Annotated in this window: 22 protein-coding genes and 1 pseudogene; 13 read left to right on the top strand and 10 right to left on the bottom strand. The window is 66.6% G+C overall.

The annotated features are described in order from the left end of the window. Nucleotides 1–5: 5 nt before the first annotated feature. Nucleotides 6–542: a cytochrome b gene (locus ABIC50_RS07080; protein ID WP_105831388.1), complete on the bottom strand. Its 537-nt coding sequence runs from the start codon at nt 540–542 to the stop codon at nt 6–8. 233 nt (nt 543–775) lie between these two features. Here ABIC50_RS07080 and ABIC50_RS07085 point away from each other — a divergent pair, with 233 nt between their 5' ends. Further along, nucleotides 776–1,414 carry a Pr6Pr family membrane protein gene (locus ABIC50_RS07085; protein WP_175655095.1) on the top strand — a complete coding sequence of 213 codons (639 nt, stop codon included), beginning with the start codon at nt 776–778 and terminating at the stop codon, nt 1,412–1,414. 48 nt (nt 1,415–1,462) lie between these two features. On the opposite strand, the gene ABIC50_RS07090 is transcribed toward ABIC50_RS07085, so the two are convergent. Beyond that, nucleotides 1,463–2,194, bottom strand: coding sequence for a peptidoglycan DD-metalloendopeptidase family protein (locus ABIC50_RS07090; RefSeq protein ID WP_175655096.1), 732 nt, complete (start codon nt 2,192–2,194; stop codon nt 1,463–1,465). Between the two features lie 413 nt (nt 2,195–2,607). On the opposite strand from ABIC50_RS07090, the gene ABIC50_RS07095 reads away from it, so the two are divergent. Then, nucleotides 2,608–2,928 (top strand): hypothetical protein, encoded by a 321-nt coding sequence (locus tag ABIC50_RS07095; RefSeq protein WP_011658328.1) that lies wholly within the window; start codon nt 2,608–2,610, stop codon nt 2,926–2,928. Nucleotides 2,929–3,039: 111 nt separating this feature from the next. On the opposite strand, the gene ABIC50_RS07100 is transcribed toward ABIC50_RS07095, so the two are convergent. From ABIC50_RS07100 to ABIC50_RS07115, 4 genes are all read right to left on the bottom strand, one after another. Further along, nucleotides 3,040–3,384: a DUF4148 domain-containing protein gene (locus ABIC50_RS07100; RefSeq protein ID WP_006754857.1), complete on the bottom strand. Its 345-nt coding sequence runs from the start codon at nt 3,382–3,384 to the stop codon at nt 3,040–3,042. Between the two features lie 198 nt (nt 3,385–3,582). Further along, the gene (gnd, locus tag ABIC50_RS07105; protein ID WP_006760524.1) at nt 3,583–4,995 is read right to left on the bottom strand and encodes an NADP-dependent phosphogluconate dehydrogenase; all 1,413 of its coding nucleotides are present in this window, start codon (nt 4,993–4,995) and stop codon (nt 3,583–3,585) included. 97 nt (nt 4,996–5,092) lie between these two features. After that, complete coding sequence (locus ABIC50_RS07110; RefSeq protein ID WP_354162630.1) at nt 5,093–5,734, bottom strand: DUF938 domain-containing protein; 642 nt, start codon at nt 5,732–5,734, stop codon at nt 5,093–5,095. Then, nucleotides 5,731–6,627 (bottom strand): NAD-dependent protein deacetylase, encoded by an 897-nt coding sequence (locus ABIC50_RS07115; RefSeq protein ID WP_354162633.1) that lies wholly within the window; start codon nt 6,625–6,627, stop codon nt 5,731–5,733. The genes ABIC50_RS07110 and ABIC50_RS07115 overlap by 4 nt, the downstream gene beginning before the upstream one ends. Before the next feature lie 1,106 nt (nt 6,628–7,733). Between ABIC50_RS07115 and ABIC50_RS07120 the strand changes: the two genes are divergently transcribed. Together ABIC50_RS07120 and ABIC50_RS07125 are read left to right on the top strand one after the other, a co-directional pair. Continuing rightward, nucleotides 7,734–8,693 carry an LLM class oxidoreductase gene (locus ABIC50_RS07120; RefSeq protein ID WP_354162635.1) on the top strand — a complete coding sequence of 320 codons (960 nt, stop codon included), beginning with the start codon at nt 7,734–7,736 and terminating at the stop codon, nt 8,691–8,693. 154 nt (nt 8,694–8,847) lie between these two features. Further along, nucleotides 8,848–11,325, top strand: a complete 2,478-nt coding sequence (locus tag ABIC50_RS07125; protein ID WP_354162638.1) for a mechanosensitive ion channel family protein — start codon at nt 8,848–8,850, stop codon at nt 11,323–11,325. A gap of 13 nt (nt 11,326–11,338) precedes the next feature. On the opposite strand, the gene ABIC50_RS07130 is transcribed toward ABIC50_RS07125, so the two are convergent. After that, nucleotides 11,339–12,166, bottom strand: coding sequence for a CerR family C-terminal domain-containing protein (locus ABIC50_RS07130; protein WP_354162641.1), 828 nt, complete (start codon nt 12,164–12,166; stop codon nt 11,339–11,341). Between the two features lie 92 nt (nt 12,167–12,258). On the opposite strand from ABIC50_RS07130, the gene ABIC50_RS07135 reads away from it, so the two are divergent. The 4 genes from ABIC50_RS07135 to ABIC50_RS07150 all read left to right on the top strand — a co-directional run bounded on the left by ABIC50_RS07135 (nt 12,259) and on the right by ABIC50_RS07150 (nt 18,995). Next, nucleotides 12,259–13,377, top strand: coding sequence for an HlyD family secretion protein (locus tag ABIC50_RS07135; protein ID WP_354162644.1), 1,119 nt, complete (start codon nt 12,259–12,261; stop codon nt 13,375–13,377). Continuing rightward, the gene (locus tag ABIC50_RS07140) at nt 13,370–14,956 is read left to right on the top strand and encodes a DHA2 family efflux MFS transporter permease subunit (RefSeq protein WP_175738774.1); all 1,587 of its coding nucleotides are present in this window, start codon (nt 13,370–13,372) and stop codon (nt 14,954–14,956) included. Before ABIC50_RS07135 ends, ABIC50_RS07140 begins: the two co-directional genes overlap by 8 nt. Before the next feature lie 13 nt (nt 14,957–14,969). Beyond that, nucleotides 14,970–16,454, top strand: coding sequence for an efflux transporter outer membrane subunit (locus tag ABIC50_RS07145; protein WP_354162647.1), 1,485 nt, complete (start codon nt 14,970–14,972; stop codon nt 16,452–16,454). 705 nt (nt 16,455–17,159) lie between these two features. Then, complete coding sequence (locus ABIC50_RS07150; RefSeq protein ID WP_354162650.1) at nt 17,160–18,995, top strand: S53 family peptidase; 1,836 nt, start codon at nt 17,160–17,162, stop codon at nt 18,993–18,995. 147 nt (nt 18,996–19,142) lie between these two features. Here ABIC50_RS07150 and ABIC50_RS07155 read toward each other — a convergent pair whose 3' ends face one another. Continuing rightward, nucleotides 19,143–20,693, bottom strand: a complete 1,551-nt coding sequence (locus ABIC50_RS07155; RefSeq protein WP_354162653.1) for a phospholipase D family protein — start codon at nt 20,691–20,693, stop codon at nt 19,143–19,145. Here ABIC50_RS07155 and ABIC50_RS07160 point away from each other — a divergent pair. Beyond that, nucleotides 20,686–20,994 (top strand): hypothetical protein, encoded by a 309-nt coding sequence (locus tag ABIC50_RS07160; protein ID WP_354162656.1) that lies wholly within the window; start codon nt 20,686–20,688, stop codon nt 20,992–20,994. The genes ABIC50_RS07155 and ABIC50_RS07160 overlap by 8 nt on opposite strands. A gap of 24 nt (nt 20,995–21,018) precedes the next feature. Here ABIC50_RS07160 and ABIC50_RS07165 read toward each other — a convergent pair whose 3' ends face one another. Beyond that, complete coding sequence (locus ABIC50_RS07165) at nt 21,019–21,942, bottom strand: LysR family transcriptional regulator (RefSeq protein ID WP_354162659.1); 924 nt, start codon at nt 21,940–21,942, stop codon at nt 21,019–21,021. Nucleotides 21,943–22,112: 170 nt separating this feature from the next. Here ABIC50_RS07165 and ABIC50_RS07170 point away from each other — a divergent pair, with 170 nt between their 5' ends. Together ABIC50_RS07170 and ABIC50_RS07175 are read left to right on the top strand one after the other, a co-directional pair. Then, complete coding sequence (locus ABIC50_RS07170; RefSeq protein WP_175655114.1) at nt 22,113–23,399, top strand: MFS transporter; 1,287 nt, start codon at nt 22,113–22,115, stop codon at nt 23,397–23,399. A gap of 12 nt (nt 23,400–23,411) precedes the next feature. Further along, nucleotides 23,412–24,161 carry a creatininase family protein gene (locus ABIC50_RS07175; protein ID WP_006751747.1) on the top strand — a complete coding sequence of 250 codons (750 nt, stop codon included), beginning with the start codon at nt 23,412–23,414 and terminating at the stop codon, nt 24,159–24,161. Between the two features lie 306 nt (nt 24,162–24,467). Here the strand turns inward: ABIC50_RS07175 and ABIC50_RS07180 are convergent. Further along, a pseudogene (locus ABIC50_RS07180) lies at nt 24,468–24,671 on the bottom strand (LysR family transcriptional regulator); the annotation flags it as partial. Between the two features lie 266 nt (nt 24,672–24,937). On the opposite strand from ABIC50_RS07180, the gene ABIC50_RS07185 reads away from it, so the two are divergent. Together ABIC50_RS07185 and ABIC50_RS07190 are read left to right on the top strand one after the other, a co-directional pair. Next, complete coding sequence (locus tag ABIC50_RS07185; protein ID WP_354162662.1) at nt 24,938–25,705, top strand: glucose 1-dehydrogenase; 768 nt, start codon at nt 24,938–24,940, stop codon at nt 25,703–25,705. An 18-nt stretch (nt 25,706–25,723) separates the two neighbouring features. After that, the gene (locus tag ABIC50_RS07190) at nt 25,724–26,227 is read left to right on the top strand and encodes a (R)-mandelonitrile lyase (protein ID WP_354162665.1); all 504 of its coding nucleotides are present in this window, start codon (nt 25,724–25,726) and stop codon (nt 26,225–26,227) included. The last annotated feature ends 4 nt before the right edge of the window (nt 26,228–26,231 follow it).

A 26,231-nucleotide genomic window follows, 5' to 3' on the forward strand; every position in this document is an offset into this window, starting at 1 on the left:
GGCGATCACGGCGCCATGCGTCGCAGCACGTCGTCGCGCCGCACGAAATGGTGATAAAGCGCGGCCAGCGCATGCAGGCCGATCACGAAGTAGAACGCATTGCCGAGCAGTTCGTGGACCTCCTTGATCGTCGGCCGCAGCGCCTTGTCGGGGCCGAACAGCGTGAACGACACGCCGATCCAGTCGAGCGACACGGGCTTGCCGCCCATGTTGATCATCATGATGCCGAGCAGCGGCTGGGCGATGATGAATACGTACAGCGCGACATGCGCGAGCTTCGACAGCCACTTGAGCAGCGGCGCCTGCACGATGGGCTCCGGCACGCGGCTGACCACCCGCCACAACACGCGCAGCACCGAGAGCACGAGCACCGACGTACCCGCGAGCAAGTGCACGTTCATCCAGAACGCGCGACTGTCGCTGCCTTTCGGTCCGCGAATCTCGATGGCCAGGTAGGCCAGCGCCACCAGCAAGAAGATGATCCAGTGAAAGAAGATCGCAGGCGAGCTGTAGCGCGTCTGTTTCGCGAGGATGTTTCTCATGCTTGGTCTCGTGTTTCTCGTTTGTATGTGTGGGGCAGGCAGATGCAGCGCCGGGCGGTACCCGGCGGCTGCACCGATTGTAGCCCCGCGTGCGGCCGCTGTTGCCCGGCCCGATCAAATATCCGAAGAATTCGCGCAGCCACGCGTCACCGCGCCGTCATATGGAAAATCCGCATCGCGCGCGCCGATGGCTGTGGCACGATGAAGCTTTCGTGCGACGTTGCGCGGGCATCATGAGCAAAGCGTTCTTCGTTGCGGCCTACCGGCTGATCGCCGCGTTGCTCGCGGTGTCGACGACGCTGCACAGCGTCGCCGACTACTGGGCCATGCCGACCTTTCATCTCGGCAACTACCTCAGCTACTTCACCCAACTGAGCAGCCTGTATGCGGCGGTCATGCTGATCGCGGGGCTGTCGCGCGTCACGCGCCCGGGCTCGCCCCGCTATGAATCGATGCGCGGCGCCGCCGTGCTCTACATGCTGATCACCGCGATCGTCTACGAGCTGCTGCTCGCCCGGCTCGATGCGCTGCTGCACGTCACACCAGCCCTGAACAACTGGGTCCTGCACCGGATCGTGCCGCTCGTGGTGCTGTGCGACTGGCTGTACGTGGAGCCGCGCTCGCCGATCCCGTGGCGCAGCGCGCTCGCATGGCTCGCCTTTCCGATCGTCTATCTCGGCTATACGCTCGTGCGCGGCTCGGTGGAGAACTGGTATCCGTATCCGTTCGTCGATCCCCGGCCGCACGGCTATCTGCCGGTCGCGATCCAGTGTTCGCTGATCGCGCTCGGCGCGACGGGGCTCGCGGTGGGCATTCGCTGGCTCGGCAATCATGCGAGACAGTCTGACGCCACGGAGCTTAAGGAAGGATGAAGGCGGGAACGTGTGCGCCGCCGGGCGCACACGTCGTGATGCGGCGCGTCAGCCGCCGTTGCGCGGCAGGAAGTTCATCGGATCGACGACCTTGCCGTTCTGCCGGACCTCGAACTCGAACGTCGAGCGGCCGCTCGCGTCGGTGCCCATCTCGGCGATCGGCTGGCCCACACGCACCGCGTCGCCTTCGTTGACGAGCAGCCTGCCGTTGTGCCCATAGGCCGTGATGAGCCCGTTGTCGTGCTTCAGGATCACGAGCGGGCCGTACGCCTTCACGCCGGAGCCGGCGTAGACCACCCGCCCGTTTGCCGCGGCCCGCACCGAATGGTCGGGGCCCGACGCGGCGATCGTGATGCCGCGCGTCCTGCCGGCCGAGAACGGCGCGGCGACGCTTCCCGTCGCCGGCCATGCCAGCGAGCCCGGTTGCGCCGCGGTGGACGGCTGCCCGAGCGACGTCGCGGCAGGCGGCGGCGCGACGCGCAGCACCTGGCCGGGCGACACGGCGTCATTGGGCGACATGCGGTTCCAGCTGGCCAGGTCCTGCACGCGCTGCCCGTAGGCGGCGGCGATGCCGGCGAGCGTGTCGCCCGGATTCACGCGGTAATAGCCGGCGATCACGCCCGGCGTGGCGGCCGACATGGGCGTCGACGGCCGCACCGGCTGCCAGCTGTCGGTCCACGGCGTCATCGTACAGCCCGTCAGCGCGGCGGCCGCGACGACCAACGCCGCCTGCGGCAACCAGCGCGCGAGCGCCTCGTGGATCGGAATCGTTTCTCTCAAGGGTCCTCCCGGATTTGCGTCGATGCGCCGCCCACCGCCCTCCGGCAAGCCACGCACGATGTCCGGCCGCATGGCCGGACCAACCAGTGTCCGACCGCTGTCGCGGCCGTCAGTTTCCACAGCGGGACGCCGACGCGACGGGGCTCACCGGCCCCCTTTTCGCGCCATTTGCACGTCGTCCCGATCGTGAAAGATACCATTTGTCGCGGTCGGGACAGCGACAGGCGCCTGACCCGGCAACAATCTTGCATCGCCCCGGCCACGCGCCGACGGTCCGCAAGCCACGCCACGCGGGCGTCCGGGCGGGTTCCTGTGGCCGGACCGCGATGGCCGGTCGGCCACCGCCCCCCTTGCCGGCCACCTCCTATACTCGGAGATGCACCGCACGATCCGCCAATAAAGAGGAGATCAACATGAACAATGCGACGTTTCTATCCGTGCAGCTCAACGCCGAGGATTTCGCCGGTTCCAGCGGCCTCGTCGAATTGCTCAACCGGCACCTGGTGTTCGCGACGGACGTCGCCGAAGCCGCGGACGCCCTCGTCCAGCTGGCGAGCGTCGCGCACCTGAGCGGCGCGACCCGGCACAGCGTCGAGCTGCCGGTGCTCGCGATCGAGCGGCTGCGCGAGGCGCTCGACACGCTGAGTGGCTACGACGAAGCGTGGCTGCAGGCGCTCGAACCGGCCGAGGCGCTGTTCCGGGACATCGGCCGCGGCCCGCGGCCGCTGCACTGACGCGGCGGACGCCAATGAAAACAGCCCGTCGTTCCGTGATGCGGAACGACGGGCTGCGTGTACTGCTCGGGATCAGCTCAGGCCGCGCATGCGGCCGGCGATCGAAGGCGATTAACGACCCTTGTAGACCGGTGCGCCATCCGACACGCGCTTCACTTGCCAGCCGGTCTTGGCGGCTGCCGGAGCGCCCGACTCTTGCTGGGCGGCCGATTGCGCGCCGTAGCCGCTCGTATCGGCAGCGGCGACGTTTTGTTGCGGGCTCAGACGGGCTTCAGCTGCCTGGATGCCTGCCGGGTAGTCGGTACGGTCGCTGCCCAGCTTGTAGCCGGCCTGTTGCAGCTCGGCCAGCTCGGCCTTGACCTGCGCACGGGTGACGGGCGCGTTCTGTTGGGCAAACGACACGGCGGGAACGGCGAGGACAGCAGCTGCAGCGAACGTTGCGATCAGCGATTTCATGATTACCTCCGGTATTTTTTGCTTCGCCGCACACACCATGTCTGCAGCGATTGATCAAAGTTTAGTCCGGAGATCACCTAGGGAAAACCATGAAAGAACGAAAACACTGTTTCCGCGGAGCCAACAATTCCGGGATCCGGGAACGAAAAACCCTACTCAAAGAATAGAATTTCGCAACAATACCGTCCTCGCAGCCCGTTACGACCAGTTCGCGTGGAAGCTGCCCGGCTTGTCGGTGCGCTCGAACGTGTGCGCGCCGAAGAAGTCTCGCTGCGCCTGCACAAGGTTCGCCGGCAGCCGCTCGGAGCGGTAGCTGTCGAAGTACGCGACCGCCGACGCGAACGCCGGCACCGGCACGCCGGCCTTCACCGCGGCCACCACGACGTCGCGCAGCGACGCCTGGTAGTTCGCGGCGATGTCCTTGAAGTACGGGTCGAGCAGCAGGTTCGCGAGCGCCGGATCCTTCGCGTACGCGTCCGTGATCTTCTGCAGGAAGCGCGCGCGGATGATGCAGCCCGCGCGGAAGATCTTCGCGATCGTCCCGAGGTCGAGGCTCCAGCCGTACTCTTCGGACGCCGTGCGCAGCTGCGCGAAGCCCTGCGCGTACGAGATGACCTTGCTCAGGTACAGCGCGCGGCGCACCGCTTCGATGAACGCCGCACGATCGCCGTCGAACGGTGCCGCGGCCGGGCCCGACAGGATCTTGCTGGCCGCGACGCGCTCCGTCTTCAGCGACGACAGCACGCGTGCGAACACCGACTCGGTGATGAGCGGCAGCGGCACGCCCAGATCCAGCGCGTTCTGGCTCGTCCACTTGCCGGTGCCCTTCTGCGCGGCGCGATCGAGGATCACGTCGACGAGGTGCTTGCCGGTTGCGTCGTCCTTCTTGCCGAAGATCTTCGACGTGATCTCGATCAGGTAGCTGTCGAGCTCGCCCTGGTTCCACTCGGTGTACACCGCGCCGAGTTCGTCGTTGGTCAGGCCCGCGACGTCCTTCAGCACCGCATAGCTCTCGGCGATCAGCTGCATGTCGCCGTATTCGATCCCGTTGTGGACCATCTTCACGTAGTGGCCCGCACCGTCCGGGCCCATGTACGCGACGCACGGCTCGCCGTCCGACGGCGCCTTCGCGGCGATCTGCTTGAGGATCGGCTCGACCAGGTCGTATGCGTCGCGCTGGCCGCCGGGCATGATCGACGGGCCGCGCAGCGCGCCCTCTTCGCCGCCCGACACGCCGGTGCCGATGAAATGCAGGCCCGATTGCGCGAGTTCCTGGTTGCGGCGGATCGTGTCGGTGAAATGCGTATTGCCGCCGTCGATCAGCACGTCGCCCTTCTCGAGCAGCGGCTTGAGCGAGGCGATCGTTGCATCGGTCGCTTCGCCGGCCTTCACCATCATCAGGATCCGGCGCGGCGTTTCGAGCGACGCGACGAACTCCTCGAGCGTATAGGTCGGTACCAGATTGCGACCGGGGAATTCGGCGATCAGTTCGTCGGTTTTCGCGCGGCTGCGGTTGTACACCGACACCGCATGACCGCGGCTCTCGATATTGAGTGCGAGATTGCGGCCCATCACCGCGAGTCCGATCACACCGATGGCTTGTTTGCCCATTATTCAATTCTCCGGAAAAAACGGGGCGCGACCCGAACCGGGCCGCGCGCACAGGCGAAAGGATAGTGGAAACCCGGCCGCGATGCGCGCCGGCGTGTCATTGCTCCGCGTGCGGCAGCCGGCGGAACACGACGCTCAGGTTGTTCGCCGGCATCTCGACGACCTCGGTGCAGTCGAGCCCGCGATCGAGGCCCAGCGCCACGACCGCCTCGAGATCGCGCACGCCCCACGACGGGTCGCGGCTGCGCAGCTGTTGGTCGAAGGCTGCGTTGGACGGCGCCGTGTGCCGGCCTTCGCGGCGATACGGGCCGTACAGGAACAGCACGCCGCCCGGGCGCAGCGCGCGCGACGCGCCGTCGAACAGCGCGTCGGTGCACGCCCACGGCGAGATATGGATCATGTTGATGCAGACGATCGCGTCGAGCGCCGCGGCCGGCCAGGCCGCGTCGCGCACGTCGAACGCCAGCGGCTCGGCCAGGTTCGCGAGGCCCGCATGCGCGACCCACGCGGCGATCGAGCGGCGGGCGTGCGCGTCGGGATCGCTCGGCTGCCAGCGCAACCCCGGCAGCGCCTGCGCGAAATGGACCGCATGCTGCCCGGTGCCGCTCGCGATTTCGAGCACACTGCCGCTCGCGGGCAGCACGCGGCGCAGCACGTCGAGGATCGGCCCGCGATTGCGCTCGGCGGCCGGCGCCGACAGCCGCGCGGACGGATCGGGCGAAGACGTCGGCCCGGTCACGATGCGTGCTCCGGCGCACTGCCGCACACGCCCAGCCGCGCGTTCAGCGCGTCGAGCGCGGGCGCGCAACGCGCCTCGACCTTCAGCGTCAGCATCGGATCGGCGCGCGTACGGCCGAGGTTCAGCGCGGCGACGGGCTTGTTCCGCGCCTGCGCCCACACGCAGAACCGATAGCCGGAATACACCATCAGCGACGAGCCGACGACGAGCAGCGCATCGGCCGCATCGAGCGCCTGCGACGCCAGCGCGACGCGCTCGCGCGGCACGTTCTCGCCGAAGAACACCACCGCCGGCTTCAGCAAGCCGCCGCAGGCCGGGCAGGCCGGAATGCGGAACGTGTCGAGCGCGGCCCATTCGAGGTGCGCGTCGCCGTCGGCGGCAGGCTCCGCCTGCGCGCCCAGCAGTTCCGGGTTGTCCGTTTCGAGCACGGTCTGGATCGTCGCGCGCGCGTGATGCGCGCCGCAATCGAGGCACGTGACATGGTTGATGCCGCCATGCAGTTCGATCACGTCGCCGCTGCCCGCGCGCTGGTGCAAGCCGTCGACGTTCTGCGTGACGAGGCGCTCGATCCGGCCCGCGCCGCCGAGCCGCGCGAGCGCGACGTGCGAGCGGTTCGGCTGCGCGCGCCCGACCACCGGCCAGCCGATCATGCTGCGCGCCCAGTAGCGTCGGCGCGCCGCATCGGAACCGAGGAATTCGTGCAGCTGGATCGGCGGCGAGCGCATCCATTGACCGTTGTGGTCGCGATAGCCGGGAATGCCGGAATCCGTGCTGATGCCCGCACCGGTCAGCACGAGCAGCCGCGGATGGCGCTCGACGAACGTGTGCAGCGCATCGAGCGCGGCCGGATCGACGCTGGCGGATGAGGGGTCGTGCAAGATGGTGTCGTTCATGTTGGCGGCGCGTGTTCGGGCGCGGCGGCAGGTCGTGCACCGCACGGGCGGCCAGCGCGCCAGCACATGATACAGAACGCCGAGCGATCGGGCCGGCGGTCCGCGCGCGAGACCGGCGCGCAAAAAAAGACGCCCATCGACCACATGGTGACGGGCGCTTCAACAATTGATCCATCGGGGTAGTGGATCAACTGACAGCACAATGTCATCGGATCCGCCGCGGCACGGCCGGCGGACCTTCCCCCGGAACTACACCTTCTATTTCCTGTTTGGTGCGCGGATCGCCGCGCTGGACCGCATGCGGCACGCACGCGCATGCGTCGGGCGCGGTGCGCCCGCGTTTCGCGCGTCGGCATGATGATCCGGAAGTCATGGTCGCCATCTGCATGCACCGGCGGTTCATCCCCGACGACCGACCGGCAATCGTCGGCCTCGCGCGTCACGCGTGCACGTCGTCGTTCAGAACGAATCCGGTGGGTTCGGAGGAATGGAAGGCCGCGCGCTCACGTCGCCGCAATCAACGGCGACGCGAAGTCACGGGCAGGTCGGCGATTCATGTTTGCAACACGGCGCGTTGCGATTCGGTCTGTTTTCATTCTGTTGTCCCCGTCTTCTGTACGTCCGACCCACTGAAGCGATCGCCCGGCCCCTGCTGCGCCCGCGATCGCGCTCACGGCACATACAGATATGCAAGGAGCGCACCATGCTTCACTGCGCAAGGCTGCGCGGGCCGCGGAAACGACCCCGATGCAAATCGCGCGGCAATGGAAATGCGTGAATGTTTCGAAAGTGAAACGACGGGAAACGGCCCGGGAGAGCGACGGCGAAGTTGCAGGAGTGGGGATGCGTGCGCCGGCCGTACGCTTGCGCCTGCTTGACGCCTGCATGCCGCCGACGATCTGCTTACAATCGCCCGACGCCGGCCGCGTTCATCGCGCGGCGGTCGGTCGTCGGCGCCTGACCCGGCGTCGCGTCACGTGGCGGCGCGCCTCGGTCTCGCGCCGCAGGGCACGACGCTGCGGATCGCGTCGCGAACATCGCGAACACGTTAGCATTCGGACACCGTACGGCGCGCGAGCGCTTCGCCCCGTCTTCAAGGAATGGACATGTCCCTGCCCGCCTTCGACCGCGCCGACGTCGCGCATCGCGTCTTCTCGGCCGAGCGACTGTCGATCGGCCTGACGTTGCCGCTGCTGCGCAGCGGTCACACCGTCGCGGATTTCAACGAGCAGCTCGAACTCGCGGCGCTGGCCGATTCGCTCGGTTTTCGCGCGCTGTGGATTCGCGACGTGCCGCTGAACAGCGCCGACTATCCCGACCCGGTCGGGCATCTCGATCCGTGGGTGCTGTTCGGCGCGCTCGCGGCGTGCACGCGCCGGATCGTGCTGGCGAGCGGCGCGATCGTGCTGCCGCTGCGTCATCCGCTGCATGTCGCGAAGGGCGCGCTGTCGGTCGCGACGCTGTCCGGCGGACGCTTCATCCTCGGCCTCGGCTCCGGCGACCGGCCGCCCGAATATGCGGCGTTCGGCGTCGACGCGCAAACGCGGCGCGACCGGTATCGCCGGCATTGGGACATCGTCGCGGCCGCGCTCGCCGTGCCGTCCCGCGTGGTGCCCGACGAAAGGCCGCCCGACGCACCCGAGTTCACGCTGCTGCCGCGCGGCGATGACGCGGTGCCGATGCTCGCGGTCGGCACCGGCGGACAAAGCGTCGACTGGATCGCACGGAACGCGATTGGCTGGATGACGTACCATCGCGATCCGGACACGCAGCGGGCGCGCCATTCGATGTGGCGCGCGGCGGTCGAGCGACTCGCCCAACCGGCCTTTCGCGCGTTCGGCGTGTCGATGCGGCTCGATCTCGATGCGAATCGCGACGCGCCGGCCACCGCGCTGTCGCTCGGTTACGCAACCGGACGCAACGCGCTGATCGGCATTCTCCGGGACATGCGCGCGGCCGGCACGCACCATGTCACGCTGAATCCCGGCTCGGACCGGCCGGTGCGCGAGGTCATCGAAGAAATCGCCGAGCACGTGCTGCCGGTCTTTCACGATGAGGAACGCTGATTCGTCAGGAATCCGCATCCAGCATGCCCGGTGCGGTATGCCCGAATCGAATATTCATCGACGGAACTATTCGGCGGCGCTCGCGATCATGTTAACTTCCGTCCATCGTCCAGACCGGCGGGCCACGCTTCGGCGCGCGCCCGCACGCCTACTCATGCGACATTTCCTGCTCGGCTGGCTGCTCGCCGCTGTCGTCTCGGCCGCCCACGCGGCCGCTCCCGCCCATGCCGCCGCATCGGCCGCCTCCGGCGCCGTGCCCGCGCTGACGCCGCAACAGGCGCAGCAGGCGCTCTCCGTCCTGCAAAACCCGCGCGAACGCGAACAGGTCGAAACCACATTGCGCGCGATCGCGGCCGTCGGCGTGCTGAACACGCCCGCGCTGCCGGCGAGCGGCGCGGCGCCGGCCAGCGCGGCATCGGCTGCCGCCGCCCCCGCCGCGCTGACGACGAACGGGCTCGCGTCGCTGGTCGTCCGGCAGGGATCGCGCTGGGCCGCCCAAATCGGCGGCGCGCTGCGCGAATCGCTGAGCTCGCTGCTCGATGTCGGCTCCGTGGGCAACTGGTGGCACGAGCGGCTGGTCCGCGCCGACGCACGGGCGGACCTCACGCGCGCGATCGGGATCATCCTTGCCGTGCTCGTGCCGGCATTCGTCATCGAATGGTTCGCGCGGCGGCTGCTGCGGCGCGCGCTGGGCACCCTGAGCGCGCGTCGCGCCGAATCGTCGCGCGTTGCCGAAGACGAGTCAGCCGGGCCAGCCGAGCCCGCCGGGTCCGAGCCGCCCGGCCCGGACGACCACACGGCGCCAGCCTCGACGGTCGACGCCGCCGCCAGGGCGGACGGCACCGGCAGGCCCGATACGTCGTCGCAAGGCCGCGGCCATGCGCGGCGCAACACCACGCTGCTGCGCCGGATGCCGCGCGCGCTGATCAGCCTCGCGCTGCGGGTCGTGCCGCTGCTGGTGTTCGTCGGCGTCGCGAGCCTGACGATGTCGTTGCTCGACGACGCCGGCACGCCGACCGAAATCGCACTCGAATCGCTGATCGACATCTACGTGATCTGCCGCCTCGTGACGATCGTCAGCCGGTTGTTCTTCCAGCCCGATGCGCCGCAGCTGCGGCTGCTGCACATCAGCGATGCGTGGGCCGCGTTCGCACAGCGCTCGATCGCGCGGATCGCGATCGTCCTCGGCGCCTGCACCGCCGCGGTCGAGCTCGCCGGGAGCTTCGGCCTCAGCGACGCCGGTCACGTCGCGCTGCTGAAAGCCGTCGCGCTGGTCGGCCACCTGATGATCTCGGCGCTGATCCTGCGGTGCCGCCAGCCGGTCGCCGCGCGCATCCGCGCGGCCGGCGACGAGCGGCCGGCCTTCGCGGTGATCGGCAACGCGCTCGCCGACGCGTGGGCGCCCGTATCGGTGTTCGTCGTGATGGCGTTGTGGTTCGTGTGGGCGCTCGACGTCCACAACGGCTACCGCGTGCTGATCACGCTCGGCGGCCGCTCGATCGCCGTGATCGTCGGCATGCGGATCGTGTCGATCGTCGTGTTCGGCGCGCTCGCGCGGCTGTTCCAGCGCCGCGACGACGATCGCACGCTCGTCCACCTGCACGCGTACCGCTACTACCCGCTTATGCGCCAGATCGTGTCGGCGGTGATCGCCGTCGTGACCGTCGTGCTGCTGCTGCAGACCTGGGGCGTGCCGATCTTCCATGCGTTCGGGACCGGCACGATCGGCCATCGGCTCGCATCGGCGCTGATCACGATCGCGATCGCGGCCATCGTCGCGCTGCTCGTATGGGAAGCCGCGAACATCGCGATCGAGCGGCGCCTGCAGCTATGGACGCGCGAAGGCAATCTCGTGCGCGCGGCGCGGTTGCGCACGCTGCTGCCGATGCTTCGTTCGCTGCTGTTCATCCTGATCGCGCTCGTCGTCGTGCTGACGGGCCTCAGCGAAATCGGCGTGAACATCGGCCCGCTGCTCGCCGGCGCCAGCATCTTCGGCGTCGCGCTCGGCTTCGGCTCGCAGAAGCTCGTGCAGGATTTCATCACCGGGATCTTCCTGCTGATGGAGAACGCGATGCAGGTGGGCGACTGGGTCACGCTCGCCGGCGTGTCGGGCACGGTCGAATACCTGTCGATCCGCACCGTGCGGCTGCGCGGGGGCGACGGGTCGCTGTACACGATCCCGTTCAGCTCGGTGACGACCGTCAACAACACGAACCGCGGGCTCGGCAATGCGGCCGTCAAGGTCAGCATCGCCTACGGGCAGGACATCGATCTCGCGATCGCGACGCTGAAAGAGATCGGCGCCGCATTGCGCGACGACCCGAATTACAAGGACGGCATCCTGTCGGATTTCAGCTACTGGGGCATCGACCAGGTCGACGGCGCGATGATCGCGCTGGCGGGACAGATCCAGTGCAAGGACTCGGCACGCTGGGGCGTGCAGCGCGAGTTCAACCGGCGGATCGCGGTGATGTTCCGCGAACGCGGAATCCGGATCGCGAATCCGCAGCGCAGCCTCGTCGCGTATGACGAAGGTTCGCGACCCGTGGGCCCCGAATACGATGGCGATGCCGCCGACATGCCTGCCGCCGACACGCATCCCGCGCCGCCGCCGGAGCGCAAGCCGAACTGATCGCGCGTGCCGCTCAGCGTGCCGCCGGCTTCTTCGTGCGCGGCACGCGCTTCGCGGCGGCGGTCGATGCAGCAGGCTTCGCCGCGCGTTTCACGCCCGCGCCGCGCCGTAAGCCGACCGGCGCTTCGTCGACAATGGCACCGCGCTGCGCATGCCAGTGTTCGAGCAGCACGCGCGTCTGGTCGGCGATCGTCGCCATCAGCAGCGCGCCGCCTTCACCGTCGAACCCGTCCCAGTCGAGCAACTGCAGTGCCGAGCGCTGCACGAGGTGGAACACCGTCAACTGCCCGAACAGGCTCATCGTGCGCAACTGCGTGACGGGATCGTCGGCCGGCCGCCCGGAGATCCGGCCGACCAGTTCGGCGCTCACGTCGTTCAACGGTTTGCGCACGCGCTTCATCAGAATGTCGGTCGCGCCTGCCGGCTCCTGCCCGACCTGCTCGCGCGCGAAGAACATCCGTTGCCCCAGCGTCTTCGGCACCGTGAAGATCCGGTCGGCCAGCGTGCGCAGGATGACGATGAACGCGTCGATCAGCGCGTCGACGTCCGCCTCCGCGTCGAGCGCCGCGCGCGCATGCTCGACTGCCGGCCCGAGCACGCTCCAGCCGATCTCGGCAATCGCCTCGACGCACGCGCGGTACACGCCTTCCTTGTTTTCGAAGTAGTACTGGAGCGCCGGCGCGTTCACGCCGGCCTTCGCGGCGATGTCGCGCGTCGATGCGCCCGCGAATCCGTGTTCGCCAAACAATTCGATCGCCGCATCGATGATTCGCCGACGCGTCTCGTCGCCGCGCGCGTAGCCGCCCGTCGACGTACGGCGCAGCTTCTTCGCTTCGTTCATGTCTTCCTCGTCACTCGATCGAACCACATTCTACTTGACAGATTTTTACCGACTGGAATAATTCGTCCGCCTGGAATAAATTGGATGACCTCATGTCGACGTCGCAACCCCCGTCACTGAAAGAAAATCGTCAGGGAACCGCATCGCCACGCAACGTCGGTTCGAGGCGGCGGCACATCCTGATCGCCGTCGCCGTGGTCGCGGCCATCGGCGGCGCCGTGGCGCTCGGCCGCTGGTGGACGGTCGGCCGCTTCATCGAAAGCACCGACGACGCCTATCTGCAGGCCGACAACATGACGGCCGCGCCGAAGGTCGCCGGTTACGTGACCGACGTCTACGTGCGCGACAACCAGGTGGTCAAGGCCGGCGACCCGCTCGTGCGGCTCGACGTCCGCCAGTACCAGGTGGCGCTCGCGCAGTCGACCGCGACCGTCGACGCGCGCCGCGCCGACATCGCGCGCGCGGAAGCCGACATCAGCCAGCAGCGCGCGAACCTCGAGCAGGCCGAAGCGCAGGCGAAGGTGGCGCAGATCAACGCACGGCACGCGAGCGACGAATACGCACGCTACGCGCCGCTCGCGGCGACCGGCGCCGAGACGCACGAGCGCGTGGCCGACCTGAAGAGCACGCGCGACCAGGCCGCCGCGACGCTCGCCGCGAACACTGCGTCGATCGCCGCCGCCCGCACGCAGATCGCGTCGTTTACCGCGCAGTTGCAGCAGGCGCGCGCGCAGCTCGAAGCCGCGCAGGCCAGCGCCGCGCAGGCACGGCTCGACCTCGACAACACGATCGTGCGCAGCACGCTCGACGGCCGCGTCGGCGACCGCACGGTGCGCGTCGGCCAGTACGTGCAGCCCGGCACGCGCCTGCTGACCGTCGTGCCGGTGGACGCGATCTACCTCGTCGCGAACTTCAAGGAAACGCAGATCGGCCGGATGCGCATCGGCCAGCCTGTCGAGCTGCACGTCGACGCGCTGCCGGACGACACGCTCAGCGGCACCGTCGACAGCTTCGCACCGGGCACCGGCGCGCAATTCGCGCTGCTGCCGCCCGAAAACGCGACCGGCAACTTCACGAAGATCGTGCAGCGCGTGCCGGTGCGCATCCGCCTCGCCGCGAACGCGCACACGCCACGCATGCTGGTGCCGGGGCTGTCCGTGACCGTCGACGTCGACACGCGCCCGGACGACAACGAGAACCGCCATGGCTGATACCGCCGCCACCCCGCCCGCGCCGCCGCACGAAGGCCGCGCGAGCATCACCGACTGGATCGCGGTCGCCGCCGGCGCGCTCGGCGCGCTGATGGCGACGCTCGACATCTCGATCACGAACTCCGCGCTGCCGCAGATCCAGGGCGAAATCGGCGCGACCGGCACCGAGGGCACGTGGATCTCGACCGGCTACCTGATGTCGGAAATCGTGATGATCCCGCTCGCCGCGTGGCTCACGCGCGTGTTCGGGCTGCGCAACTTCCTGCTGACGAATGCCGCGCTGTTCATCGCGTTCTCGATGATGTGCGGCTGGTCGAATTCGCTTGCGATGATGATCGCCGGTCGCATCGGCCAGGGCTTCACGGGCGGCGCGCTGATCCCCACCGCGCAAACCATCATCCGCACGCGGCTGCCGCTGTCGCAGTTGCCGGTGGGGATGACGCTGTTCGGGCTGATCGTGCTGCTCGGCCCGCTGTTCGGCCCCGTGCTCGGCGGCTGGCTCGCGGAGAACGTCAGCTGGAGTTGGTGCTTCTTCCTGAACCTGCCGGTGTGCCTGCTGCTGATGGCGCTGCTGGTGTTCGGGCTGCCGTCCGACCGTCCGCAATGGAACACGTTCTTCAACGCCGACTGGCTCGGGATCGCGGGCCTCGCGATCGGGCTGAGCTCGCTGACCGTCGTGCTCGAGGAAGGCCAGCGCGAACGCTGGTTCGAGTCGCAGATGATCGTCACGCTCAGCTGCGTGTCGCTCGCCGGCATGATCCTGATCGCGTTGTCGCAGCGGTTCGCGCAGCGGCCGATCATGCGCCTGTCGCTGATGCGCAATCCGCGCTATGCGAGCGTGATCGTGATCGTGTCCGCGGTGGGCGCCGGGCTGTACGGCGTGTCGTACCTGCTGCCGCAGTTCCTCGCGATCGTCGCGGGCTACAACGCCGAGCAGGCGGGCGCGATCATGCTGCTGTCGGGGCTGCCCGCGTTTCTCGTGATGCCGATCCTGCCGCGCCTGCTCGGCAAGGTCGACTTCCGCGTTCTCGTGATCTCGGGGCTGCTGCTGTTCTGCCTGAGCTGCATGCTCGACATCGGCCTGACCGCGCAGAGCGTCGGCCATGATTTCGTGTGGTCGCAGTTGATTCGCGGCGTCGCCCAGATGCTCGCGATGATGCCGCTGAACCAGGCGTCGATGGCCGCCGTCGCGCGCGAGGACTCGGGCGACGCGGCCGGGCTCTACAACATGGCGCGCAACCTCGGCGGCTCGATCGGGCTCGCGATCATCGGCACCGTGATCGACCGGCGCACGACCTTCCATGCGGCCGCGCTGCGCGAATCGGTCAGCGCCAATTCGCTGATCGGGCAGGAACGGTTGTCTGCCTACGCGGCGAACTGGTTCGCGAACACCGGCGACCTCGCGTATTCGCATCTGCGCGCGCTCGGTCAGCTCGCGCAGCAGATCCAGATCCAGGCCATCGTGATGACCTATTCCGAAACCTTCTACCTGCTGGGTCTCGCGCTGCTCGCGTGCGTGCCGCTCGCGCTGCTGCTGAAGACGCCGCGCGGTCCGCAGCCGATGTCGTCCGGCCATTGAACCGTCTTACACGATGAAGCCCTTCTCCCTGCCCCGCCGCCCTGCGCTCACGCTGTGCGCAGCCGCTTGCCTGCTCGCCGGCTGTACCGTCGGCCCCGACTACCGCGGCGCACCCGCGGCACCCGACGCGCCGACCTTCGTGCGTGCGCCCACCACCGGCGTCGACTCCACCGCGCCCGCGCCGAGTGCGTGGTGGCATGCGCTCGGCGATCGCCAGCTCGACGACCTGATCGCTGCCGCGCTCGCGCACAACCCCGATCTGCAGGCCGCGCAGGCCCGGTTGCGCGCGTCGCGCGCGCAGCTGTCGCAACAGCGCGCCGCGCAGTTGCCGAAATCGTCGGCCACCGTCGCCGCGATCCGTGCGCGCGAACCGGACGTCAGCGCGCTCGGCTCGCTGCTGCCGTCCGGCAACTCGAACCAGTCGGGCGGTTCATCGCCGTCGCTGGGCGGCTCGGGCCCGCTGCAGCTCTATTCGGCCGGCTTCGACGCGACCTGGGAAATCGATCTGTTCGGCGGCACGCGCCGCGCGGTCGAAGCCGCGTCCGCGCAGGCGGAAGCCGTCGACGCCGACCTCGCCGACACGCAGGTGTCGATCGCGGCCGAAGTGGCGACCGCGTACGTCGACCTGCGCGACCAGCAGCAACGGCTCGCGCTGTCGCAGCGCACGGCCGAACTGCAACAACGGATGCTCGAACTCACGCAGCAGCGCCGCGCGCGCGGCGTCGCGGCCGATGTGGACATCGAACGCCTGACCACGCAGGTCGAAAACACGCGCGCGTCGTTGATCCCGCTCGATGCGCAGGTGACGGAGTCGCTCGACCGGCTCGCGATCCTGACCGGACGCGCGCCCGGCGCGCTCGATGCCGCGCTGTCGGCATCGAGTACGCTGCCGATGCTGCCCGGCAGCGTGCCGGTCGGCGATCCGGCCGCGCTGCTCAAGCAGCGGCCCGACATCCGCGCGGCCGAGCGTCGGCTCGCGTCGAGCAATGCGCAGATCGGCGAGCACATCGCCGACTATTTCCCGAAGGTGACGCTGCTCGGCGATCTCGGCTTCAGCGCGACGGACCCCGGCCACCTGTTCCGCAAGCAGAACTTCACGTGGGTCGGTGCGCCGTATCTGCAATGGAACATTCTCGACTTCGGCCGCACGCGCGGCGCGGTACGGGCGGCCGAAGCGTCGCGCGACGAAGCGGAGGCGAATTACCGGAAAGCCGTGCTGGGCGCATTGCAGGACGCGAACACGGCGCTGCAGCGCTACGGACACCAGCGCGAACACGTGGTCGCGCTCACCAAGGTGCAGACGTCGGCCACGCATTCGGCCACGTTGATGGACCAGCGCTATCGCGCGGGCGTCGCATCGACGATCGATCTGCTTGATACGCAGCGCGAGGCGCTGGCCGCGCAGCAGAACGTGATCGCTGGAAAGGCCGAACTCATCAAGGATTACGTATCGCTGCAGAAGAGCCTCGGGCTCGGGTGGCAGACGAACGCGGGGTGACATGCGCCGGGCGCTCGCCCGGCAAAGTTCGTTGATGGCGCCGGCACCGACGATTCGAATGTTTCTTCCACAACGGTTCGTCCATTACGATTCGAACCGAGAATGATCCGCCCGATGAAGTTGCGATTACAACCAAATCGGGTTTCGAAAATTACAAAATACCCCCGATCTTTTCAAAAGCATTTCAGCTTAATTCATTTAATTTTGTTTCATATAATCAGAAAAAGTTTGACACCGAACTTTCGTTCTTGATACCGTCCGATGCAAGCAATCTGACACATTGCAAACCACGCACTCGATTCCGCTCGACGCATTTCGCTTCCGCTGCACCGAAGTTCTCGCCGCCGATCGCCTCTCATCCGTCGGCGCATGCAACATCCCGATGCATTTCATTGGGCAGCTGCCGTCCGGCAGCGGGCCGAAGGACCGAACCGAATGAGCAGGATACCGAAACTGTTGCTCTAGCGATCCCGCCTGCATCAAGCCTGCTCGCGCGGCCGACCCGCAACGCAGCGCAGCGCCACCACTACCTGGCATTCAAGCATTTCGCTCCCGGAGGCCACCACCTTTCCGGCTCGGGCGAAAGGCCCCGTCGTGCTCGCGCCATCCGCGCGAGCGCGACGGATATCGGCGGCACACGATCCGCGCCGCCGTCGACTGTTGTTGTTCATGCCGTTCGATGTTCAACCGGAGGGGTAATTCAAAATGAATCAGGTTGCAGACAAGAAACAAAAGCACATCCGCATCGTCAAGCTCGCGTTCGCCGCCGCGGCAGCCGCTTCGTTCGGCATGACGGCCGTCCATGCCGCACCGGCCGCCGGCTGGACGGAAACGCGCACCAAGGGATTCCTGCCGCTCGTCCAGCAAGGTGAAAGCAGCAGTACCGCCGGCGCACCGGCCGCCAGCACCGCCGCCGCTGCGGCAACTGCCACCGAGATGGCGCCCGGCGAATCGGTGGACATCGTGCTCGGTTTGAACCTGCGCAACGAAGCGCAACTCGACCAGTACCTGCGCGACCTGCATACGCCCGGCTCGCCGCACTACAAGCAGTTCCTCACGCCGGCGCGGTTCGCCGCGCAGTACGCGCCGACCGACCAGCAGGTTGCCTCCGTCGTCGAGCACCTGCGCAAGGCCGGCTTCGTCAACGTCGTGGTCGCGCCGAACCGCCTGCTCGTGTCGGCATCCGGCACCGCGGCAACGATCAAGTCGGCGTTCCGCACGACGCTCAAGCGCTTCACGCACAACGGCCGCAGCGTCTACGCGAACACCGACGCCGCGCAGGTGCCGAACGCGATTGGCGGCATCGTCGGCGCCGTGCTCGGCCTGCAGAACGTCGAGCTCATGCATACCGGCGCGGGCAGCAAGCCGCAAGGCAACACCAGCAACCTGACGATTCCCGCCGGCGCATCCGCGGTGCCGCACAATCCGACCGAGTTCTCGTCGCTTTATGGCGGCGACGGTACGCCGACGGCCTCGCAGACCACGGTCGGCATCATCTCCGAAGGCGACCTGTCGCAGACGGTCAGCGACCTCAACACGTTCGCCGCGAACAACGGCCTCGGCACGATCGGCAGCAGCGTCGTCCACACAGGGCCGTCAGGCAGTTCGTACACCGATACATCCGGCACCGTCGAATGGAACCTCGACAGCCAGTCGATCGTCGGCACTGCCGGCGGCAGCGTGAAGCAGGTCGTGTTCTACGTGGCGCCGTCGATGACGCTCACGGCGATCACCGCCGCGTACAACAAGGCGGTGAGCGACAACGTCGCGAAGGTCATCAACGTGTCGCTCGGCGTGTGCGAATCGTCCGCGTACAGCACCGGCTCGCAGGCGACCGACGACACCATCTTCAAGCAGGCCGTCGCGCAGGGGCAGACCTTTTCGGTGTCGGCGGGCGACCACGGCGCATACGAATGCGCGAGCGGTAAGCCATCGCGCTCGACCTACACGGTGAGCGAACCCGCGACGTCGCCTTACGTGATCGCGGTGGGCGGCACGACGCTGTTCACCAATACGTCGACCAACGCGTACAACAGCGAAATCGTGTGGAACGATCCGAGCTGGCAGCAGGGCACCGTGTGGTCGACGGGCGGCGGCTACAGCAAGTATGAAGCCGCGCCGTCGTGGCAATCGTCGAGCGTCACCGGGTCGACCAAGCGCGCGCTGCCGGACGTCGGCTTCGACGCCGACCTGCGCACCGGCGCGATCCTGGTGGTGAACGGCCAGACGTCCGACACGCTGTGGGGCTCGGGCTACCTGAACAACGAAGGCGGCACGAGCCTCGCCGCGCCGATCTTCACCGGCATCTGGGCGCGGCTGCAATCGGCGAACAACAACGCGCTCGGCTTCCCGGCGTCGAGCATCTACAAGTACTTTCCGAGCAACGCGGCCGTGCTCCACGACGTGACGTCCGGCAACAACGGCAGCGGATCGTACGGCTACAACGCAAAGGCCGGCTGGGACGCGACGACGGGCTTCGGCAGCGTGAACATCTCGAAGCTGAACACGTTCATCCAGAGCACGTCGGATTTCGCGCGCTGATCGTGCGCTGAGCGGTGCGGTTCCGGGCGCGGATGATTTCGAAAGCCCGCCCGGAACCTGTGCGCGGCGATCCGGGCGTCGCGTCCGGATCGACGATGTGCGTGCGGATACGCGGCCCGCCGTTGTCGCGGGCAAGCGCAAGCGCGATCACAGCTGCGATTCGATCGGAAACAAGCCGAGAAACCACACTTCCATGCGCCGCGCCGCCGACACTTCCGGTTCGTGGTCGAGCTCGATCGCCTTTCCGTCCGCGTCGGTCTGAATCCACTTGAGCTGCCCGTTGCCGGACGGATCGGTCCTCGATTCGACCCGCCATGCGATTTGATCGAGCCGCGGCTCCAGGTCCGTCGCGACGTCGGACGCAATGGCCGGACTTTCGCAATACACGCCGATCTCGGTATTGAGGTTCAGCGAGCGCGGGTCGAGATTCATCGAACCGATGAAGATGCTCTTGCGATCGAACACATAGGTCTTCGCATGCAGCGACGCACGTGAAGAACCGATGATGACCTGCTTCGAGATGCTCGTGTCGCCGGACGGCCGCCGCTCGTAAAGCCGCACGCCGGCCTCGACCAGCTCCCGCCGATAGCGCCGGTAACCCGCATGCACGGCCGCGACGTCGGTCGACGCGAGCGAGTTGGTCAGGATCGTCACGCGCACGCCGCGCGCCGTGAGCGCACGCAGCCGCTCGACCATGTCCTTGCCCGGCACGAAATACGGCGACACGATCAGCAGTTCACGCTCGGGCCGCAACGCGAGCGCGCGCAGTTGCGGCATCAGGTGTCCTTCGCTGTCCGTCGGGGCTCGCGCGATCTTCGCCGGATCGTCGTACAGGACCGTCGCGCGACCCCATGACAACTCCGTGCCCTGGCCATGCACGATCTGGTCGAGCCGCTGGTGCGCCTCGAGCACGTACGGATCGTCCTCCATCGCGCGCAGGTAATCGCGCAGCCGTTCGCGCTCGCGATCGAGGCCGCCCGGCGCGGCGTCATGCCCGACCAGCGCATTGACCGAAAACGCATACGGCGAATTCCAGAACGTGTCGAACTCGGTCGAGATGTCATTCACGACGGGACCGTGCACGACCACGTCGAGGTCGCCGAATTCCAGCATCGACGACGCACCGAAGTACTCGTCGCCGATATTGCGGCCGCCGACGATCGCCGCCTGGTTGTCCGCGATCATCGCCTTGTTGTGCATGCGCCGGTTGACGCGCGAGAACTCGAACACCGTGCCGATCTTCTTGAAGTGGCGCGTCGCGACCGGATTGAATAGCCGGATCTCGATGTTCGGATGCGAGCCGATCTCGAGCAGCTTGCGATCGTCCGCATTCGTTCCGAGATCGTCGAGCAGCACGCGCACGCGTACGCCGCGATCGGCCGCGCGGATGATCGCGTCGGCGAGTTCGTGGCCGGTCAGGTCGTCGTGCCAGATGTAGTACTGCAGGTCGAGCGAGCGGTCCGCGCGATCGGCGAGCAGCACGCGGGCATCGAGTGCGTCGACGGGATCACGCAGCAGATGAAACGCGTCCTGCCCCGGATGCGCGGCGGCCTGCTGGCTGAACGCGATGCCGAGGCGCGTGTTTGCGGTGTCGGTATATGCATGCGTCGGCTCGCGATCGACCTGCGGCGGCAGGCTGGCGCACGCGGCAAGCATCAGCAACGAGAGAATCGCAACCCACGAACGCAGCATGATCATGATGGTCGCCCCACTGTCGGGCGAAGTCGGTGTGTGTTTGTTATGGCTGCCGGACGGAGCGCGGCGCTGGTCTGCGGTTCGCGTGCTCGACGAATCCCGATCGCGCGCGCAGGTCGCGCTACAGCATACTTCGATTGATATCGGGACCGCACGCGCTCCGTGTTTTCCTGGTGGCGGCGATACGACAGGCGGCGCCGGCGCGGACGTGTTCAATACGTTCGACACATTCAGCCGGCGCACAAAGAAAAACCCGCGAAGCGTTGCGGCATCGCAATCCAGCCGGGCAGCGTCAACCGACTGAGTCATGACCTGTCCGCTTATTCTTCTACTCGCCGCCCCGCGCGAACATCGGCATGTCCCGCAAAATATGTTCAAGGAGCTTGAGCGCGGCCGCCGGTAACGGCCGCCCTGCCTTCGCGAGCAACCGCGCCTGGGTGCCCTTGAAGAGCCGATGATCGATCGGCACCACCGTGAGCGTGCCGGCGGCGATCTCCCGATACGCCGCGAATTCGCCGCCGATCAGCGTCATGTAGTTTTCGTAGGCGACGAACTGCTTGAGCGCCGTGAGTGAATTGGTGACCAGCTTCGGCCGTATCGTAATGTTTTCGGCAAATTCGAGCATCTTGGCCGCATGCCCGACACCGAACGATGCCGGCATCATGGCCAGCGGCCACGACAACATGTCCTCGACGCTGGCCGGGCCGCCGCGCAATGCCAGCGGATGGTCGGACCGCACCAGCAGGCCGACCGCCTGCGACGAACTCGCCAGATACTCGATACGCGGGTGCGGCGGCGGGTTGAACGCAAGCCCGAGATGCGCGCGGCTTTCCGCCACGGCTTCCAGCACCTGATCCACTCCGAGGATCTCCATTCCGATGTCGAGCAACGGGTACTGCGCACAGAATGGCGCCAGCACCTCGTTGACCAGCGCATCCACATAGCCTTCGCTCAGGACCAGTTGAACCTGCCCCTGCTTCAGGCCCTTGAGCGCGTGGAGCTGATCCTCGAGCCGCTCCTGATGGGAGCGGTAGCCGCGCCAGAACTCGAGCAGGTGCGCAGCGGCTTCGGTCGGCCTGACGCCGCGCGCCTGCCGCTCGAACAGCGTCGCGCCCAGTTCGTCCTCGAGCAGCCGGATCTGCCGGGTAATCACCGACGGCGAGGTGTTCAGGCTCTCGGCGGCGCCGCGGATGGTCCCTTGCTCGAGCACTGCGCGGAAGTAGCGCAGCCGCTGCTGATTGATTTCACGCATGTCGAACCATCCGTCCGATGATTACCGCCACTATCGCCAGACGCCCACCATACCAGATGCGTTGCCCAGTAGGCAACGAAGTGTGGACATGGTTGCTGTTGGTGATTGCACGTCGCGCTGCCACTATCCGATGCATCAGGGCGGTACCACGTACGACATTGGAGACTGGCATGCTGGCAATCCCGAGCGAAAGTGCGGTAGGCGACACCTCAAACCTCTACAGCAAGATCAACTGGCGGCTACTGCCGTTCCTGCTGAGCTGCTACCTGTTCGCCTACCTCGACCGCGTCAACATCGGCTTTGCGAAGCTCCAGATGCAAAGCGACCTCGGCTTCTCCGATGCCGCGTACGGCGTGGGCGCCGGAATCTTCTTCATCGGCTACGTACTGTTCGAGATACCCAGTAACCTGATGTTGCCGCGCATCGGCGCGCGCAAGACCTTCAGCCGCATCCTGGTGCTGTGGGGCATTACCTCGGCCTGCATGCTGTTCGTGCGTAACGTGCCGATGTTCTACGCGATGCGCTTCGTGCTCGGCATCTTCGAAGCGGGCTTTGCGCCGGGCATGATCTACTACCTGTCGTGCTGGTATGGCCCGCAGCGCATGGCGCGCGCCATCGCCGTCGTGTTCCTTGCCGGCCCGCTCGGCGGCATTGTCGGTGGACCGGTATCGGCGTGGCTGATCACAGCGCTGTCCGGCGCCGGCGGACTGGCCGGCTGGCAATGGATGTTCCTGGTCGAGGGCCTGCCTTGTATCCTGCTCGGCGTGCTCGCCCTGTTCTTCGTGCCGAACCGGCCGGCCGATGCGGCGTGGCTGACCGAGGACGAAAAGCGCCTGCTCGCGAGCGAGATCGGATCCGCGGCGGGGCACAATCATTCTTTCCTCGCCGTGGCGCGTGACGTCCGGGTCTATGTGCTGGCCTTCGCGTACTTCTGCATCATCGCCGCCATCTATGCGATCAGCTTCTGGCTGCCGACCCTCATCAAGGCCCAGGGCGTGAGCGACACCGTACAACTCGGCTGGTACTCGGCCCTCCCCTATATTGCAGCGGCGTTCGGCATGTACTACATGGGGCGCCGGTCCGACCGGGCGGGCGAACGCCGTTTCCATAGCGCGGTGCCCGCAACCATCGGGGGCCTGCTGCTGGCCGCGTCCACCCTCGTCGACGGCAATCTCGCCGCATCGCTGGTGCTGCTCACGCTCGGCACCTGCGCACTGTGGATGACCTACACGGTGTTCTGGGCCATGCCCTCCGAATACATCAAGGGCCCCGGGGCAGCAGGCGGCATCGCGCTGATCAACACGATCGGGCTTTCAGGCGGCTTCTGGGGCCCGGCCATCATCGGATGGGCGAAGACAGCCACCGGCAACCTTCACCTCGGCATGCTGATCCTGGCCACGCTGCCGATCATCGCCGCACTGATCATTCTCGCCAACAAGCTACCCGCAAAGTCGTAACAAGGAGTCGTCATGCTTCTACATCTTTCCACCTGGTCCGAAATCGAGCAGTTCCTCACGCGCAGCCGCACGATCGTCGTGCCGATCGGCTCCAACGAACAGCACGGCCCCACCGGACTGCTTGGCACGGATTGGCTGTGTCCCGAGATCATCGCGCGTGAAGCCGAAAAATCCGCCGATATCCTCGTGGGACCCACGTTCAATATCGGTATGGCCCAGCATCATCTTGGCTTTCCCGGCACCATCTCGCTGCGCCCGTCCACATTCATTGCCGCGATCGGCGACTGGACCCGCTCGCTGGTGGCACACGGTTTCGAGAAAATCCTGTTCCTCAATGGTCACGGCGGCAACATCTCATCGATCGATGCTGCGTTCTCCGAACTTTATGCCGAAGCCAGCTTTGCGCGTCGCCGTGCGGGCTTCGCGCTGAAGCTTTGCAACTGGTGGGATCTTGAAGGCGTGGGCGAACTGGCGCGGGAGCAGTTCCCGACGGGCCACGGCGCGCATGCCACCCCGTCCGAGATTGCGATTACACAGTGGGCCTTCCCCGATTCGATCAAGTCGGCCGACTACGCGCCGCCGATAGCGAATACCGGCCCGATCCGCGACGCCCTCGACTTCCGCGCCCGCTTCCCCGACGGACGCATCGGTTCCGATCCCGGCCTGGCCACGCGCGAAAAAGGCCGCGCACTGGTTGAACTGGCCGCGCAGTCACTGGCGCGCGAACTCGAAGCCTTCGGCCGCGAGCCGATGCCCGCCTGAAACTGACCTGCTGGCGCCCTTCCGATTCTCTCTGGCGCCAGTTGCCTTCACTGCCATTGACCATTCCGAGGCAACCTTCCTGCTACGGTCAATTGCCTGATGCGGGAAGCGTCGGCGATTACGGGAACCGTGCCTCGTCAGATTGCCCGGCGCGTCTGGGTGACTTCAGTCCCCGTGGCCGTCTCTCGCGCCAGCGCAGTGTGTCGATCGCCAATACGAGCGCCGGAGGCAATTGCCGGCGACTGGCGTAATACAGGTGATCGTTCGTAAATAGCGGCCACCAGTCCTCAAGCACCGACACCAATAGGCCACCGCGTTCGACAGTCGTATGCCGGCGTCCGTGCTGATGACGCTACGCGTCCGGCGCGTGAGCAGTCGTACGCGCAAGCGGGCTTCCAAACCGAGCATCGCATGGCTCAGTGCTGAGCGCGATGGACCTCGTCGAGCCGCAGCCCTCGCGAACCTGCGCTCACGTCGCTGAGGTTCTCTTTCAACATTAATGAAAGAGATTCACATGAGTATGCCGATTCCACGGTCTACCGAACCAGTCTCGTAAGCAATAAAGTTCACTGATCCCGTGTGACTCGGCCGGCGGCCAAGTTGGGCGTTGATGAGTTTTACGGGTCCTGCCCGATGACGCCGACAGTGTTGTGTCTGCTGCTCCGGCTATCCGGCGCCAGCGGCATGCATGCCTTGTCAGCATCAGCACCGCGAGCGGCGACGACTATCTCTGCCGATACGCTCAATACCTGTTCCACACATCTCGGAAAACCACTATGACCATCACCTACGACTTCAGCGGCCAGGTGGCACTCGTGACGGGTGCCGCTTCCGGCATGGGCCTGGCGGCTGCACGCGCATTCGCCAACGCTGGCGCCTCAGTCGCCCTCGCGGACATCAGGGCCGACGTTCTCGATGCCGCGACGCAAGAACTTGCGGCGGCGGGCCATCGCGTGATCGGCCTGGCCGGCGACATTTCCGACGAAGCCTACGTCAAGTCGCTCGTCGAGCAAACGGTGAAGACGTTTGGGCGCCTGGATGCCGCGTTCAACAATGCCGGCATTCAAAGTCCGGCCGTCGAAACTGCAGACGTCTCGAGCGAGGTGTTCGACCGCATCAACGCGATCAACCTGCGCGGCGTTTGGCTATGCATGAAATACGAGCTGATCCAGATGCGCTCGCAAGGCAATGGCGCGATCGTCAACAATTCGTCTCTCGGTGGCTTGGTCGGTGTGCCGGGGCGAGCGGCTTACCACGCGACAAAGCACGGGCTGCTTGGACTCACGAAGAGCGCGGGTCTCGAATACGCATCTCAAGGAATCCGAATCAATTCTATCTGTCCCGGTATCGTGGAAACGCCAATGGTCGCCGATATGCTGAAGGGGGAAGCGGCGGTCATGAATGAAATGATGAAGGATGTACCGATTGGCCGACTCGGCACGGCGCAGGAGATCGCCGATGCCGTTCTGTGGCTATGTAGTCCCGGCTCCACCTTCGTGGTTGGCGTCGCACTGCCGGTCGATGGCGGCTACACCGCACGCTGAACGAAGGGATTGAAATAGATGAAAGTCTCGTCGCTCCTGAAAGCGATCCTTTACGTCGCAGCATGTCATGTTGCCGCAACTGATGCTGCCGAGCCACAAACGGCGCCGGCATCGGCAGCAGCTCAACAGATCATGCACCCGGGCAGCCAGCCTTCGATAGCGGGCCCCGCGGCTTACTTCACCGGCAAGGTACGGATTGATCCGGTTTGGCCGGCCAACGGAGACATCAACGCATCGGGCGGTTTGGTGACGTTCGAGCCTGGTGCGCGCTCGGCTTGGCACACCCACCCGAAGGGGCAGTACTTCGTCGTCGTTTCCGGCGTCGGATATACGCAGGAATGGGGAAAACCCATCCGCGAGCTCCATCCCGGTGATGTCGTGTGGTGCCCGCCGGGTGTCAAACACTGGCACGGCGCGGCTCGCGCCAACGCGATGACGCACCTCGCTGTCACAGGCACGGTGGATGGCAAGAACGTCGAGTGGATGGAGAAAGTGACGGATGAGCAATACAACGCCCGGTAGGTCA

This window comes from Burkholderia sp. 567 (assembly GCF_040545115.1).
Taxonomy (GTDB): domain Bacteria; phylum Pseudomonadota; class Gammaproteobacteria; order Burkholderiales; family Burkholderiaceae; genus Burkholderia; species Burkholderia ambifaria.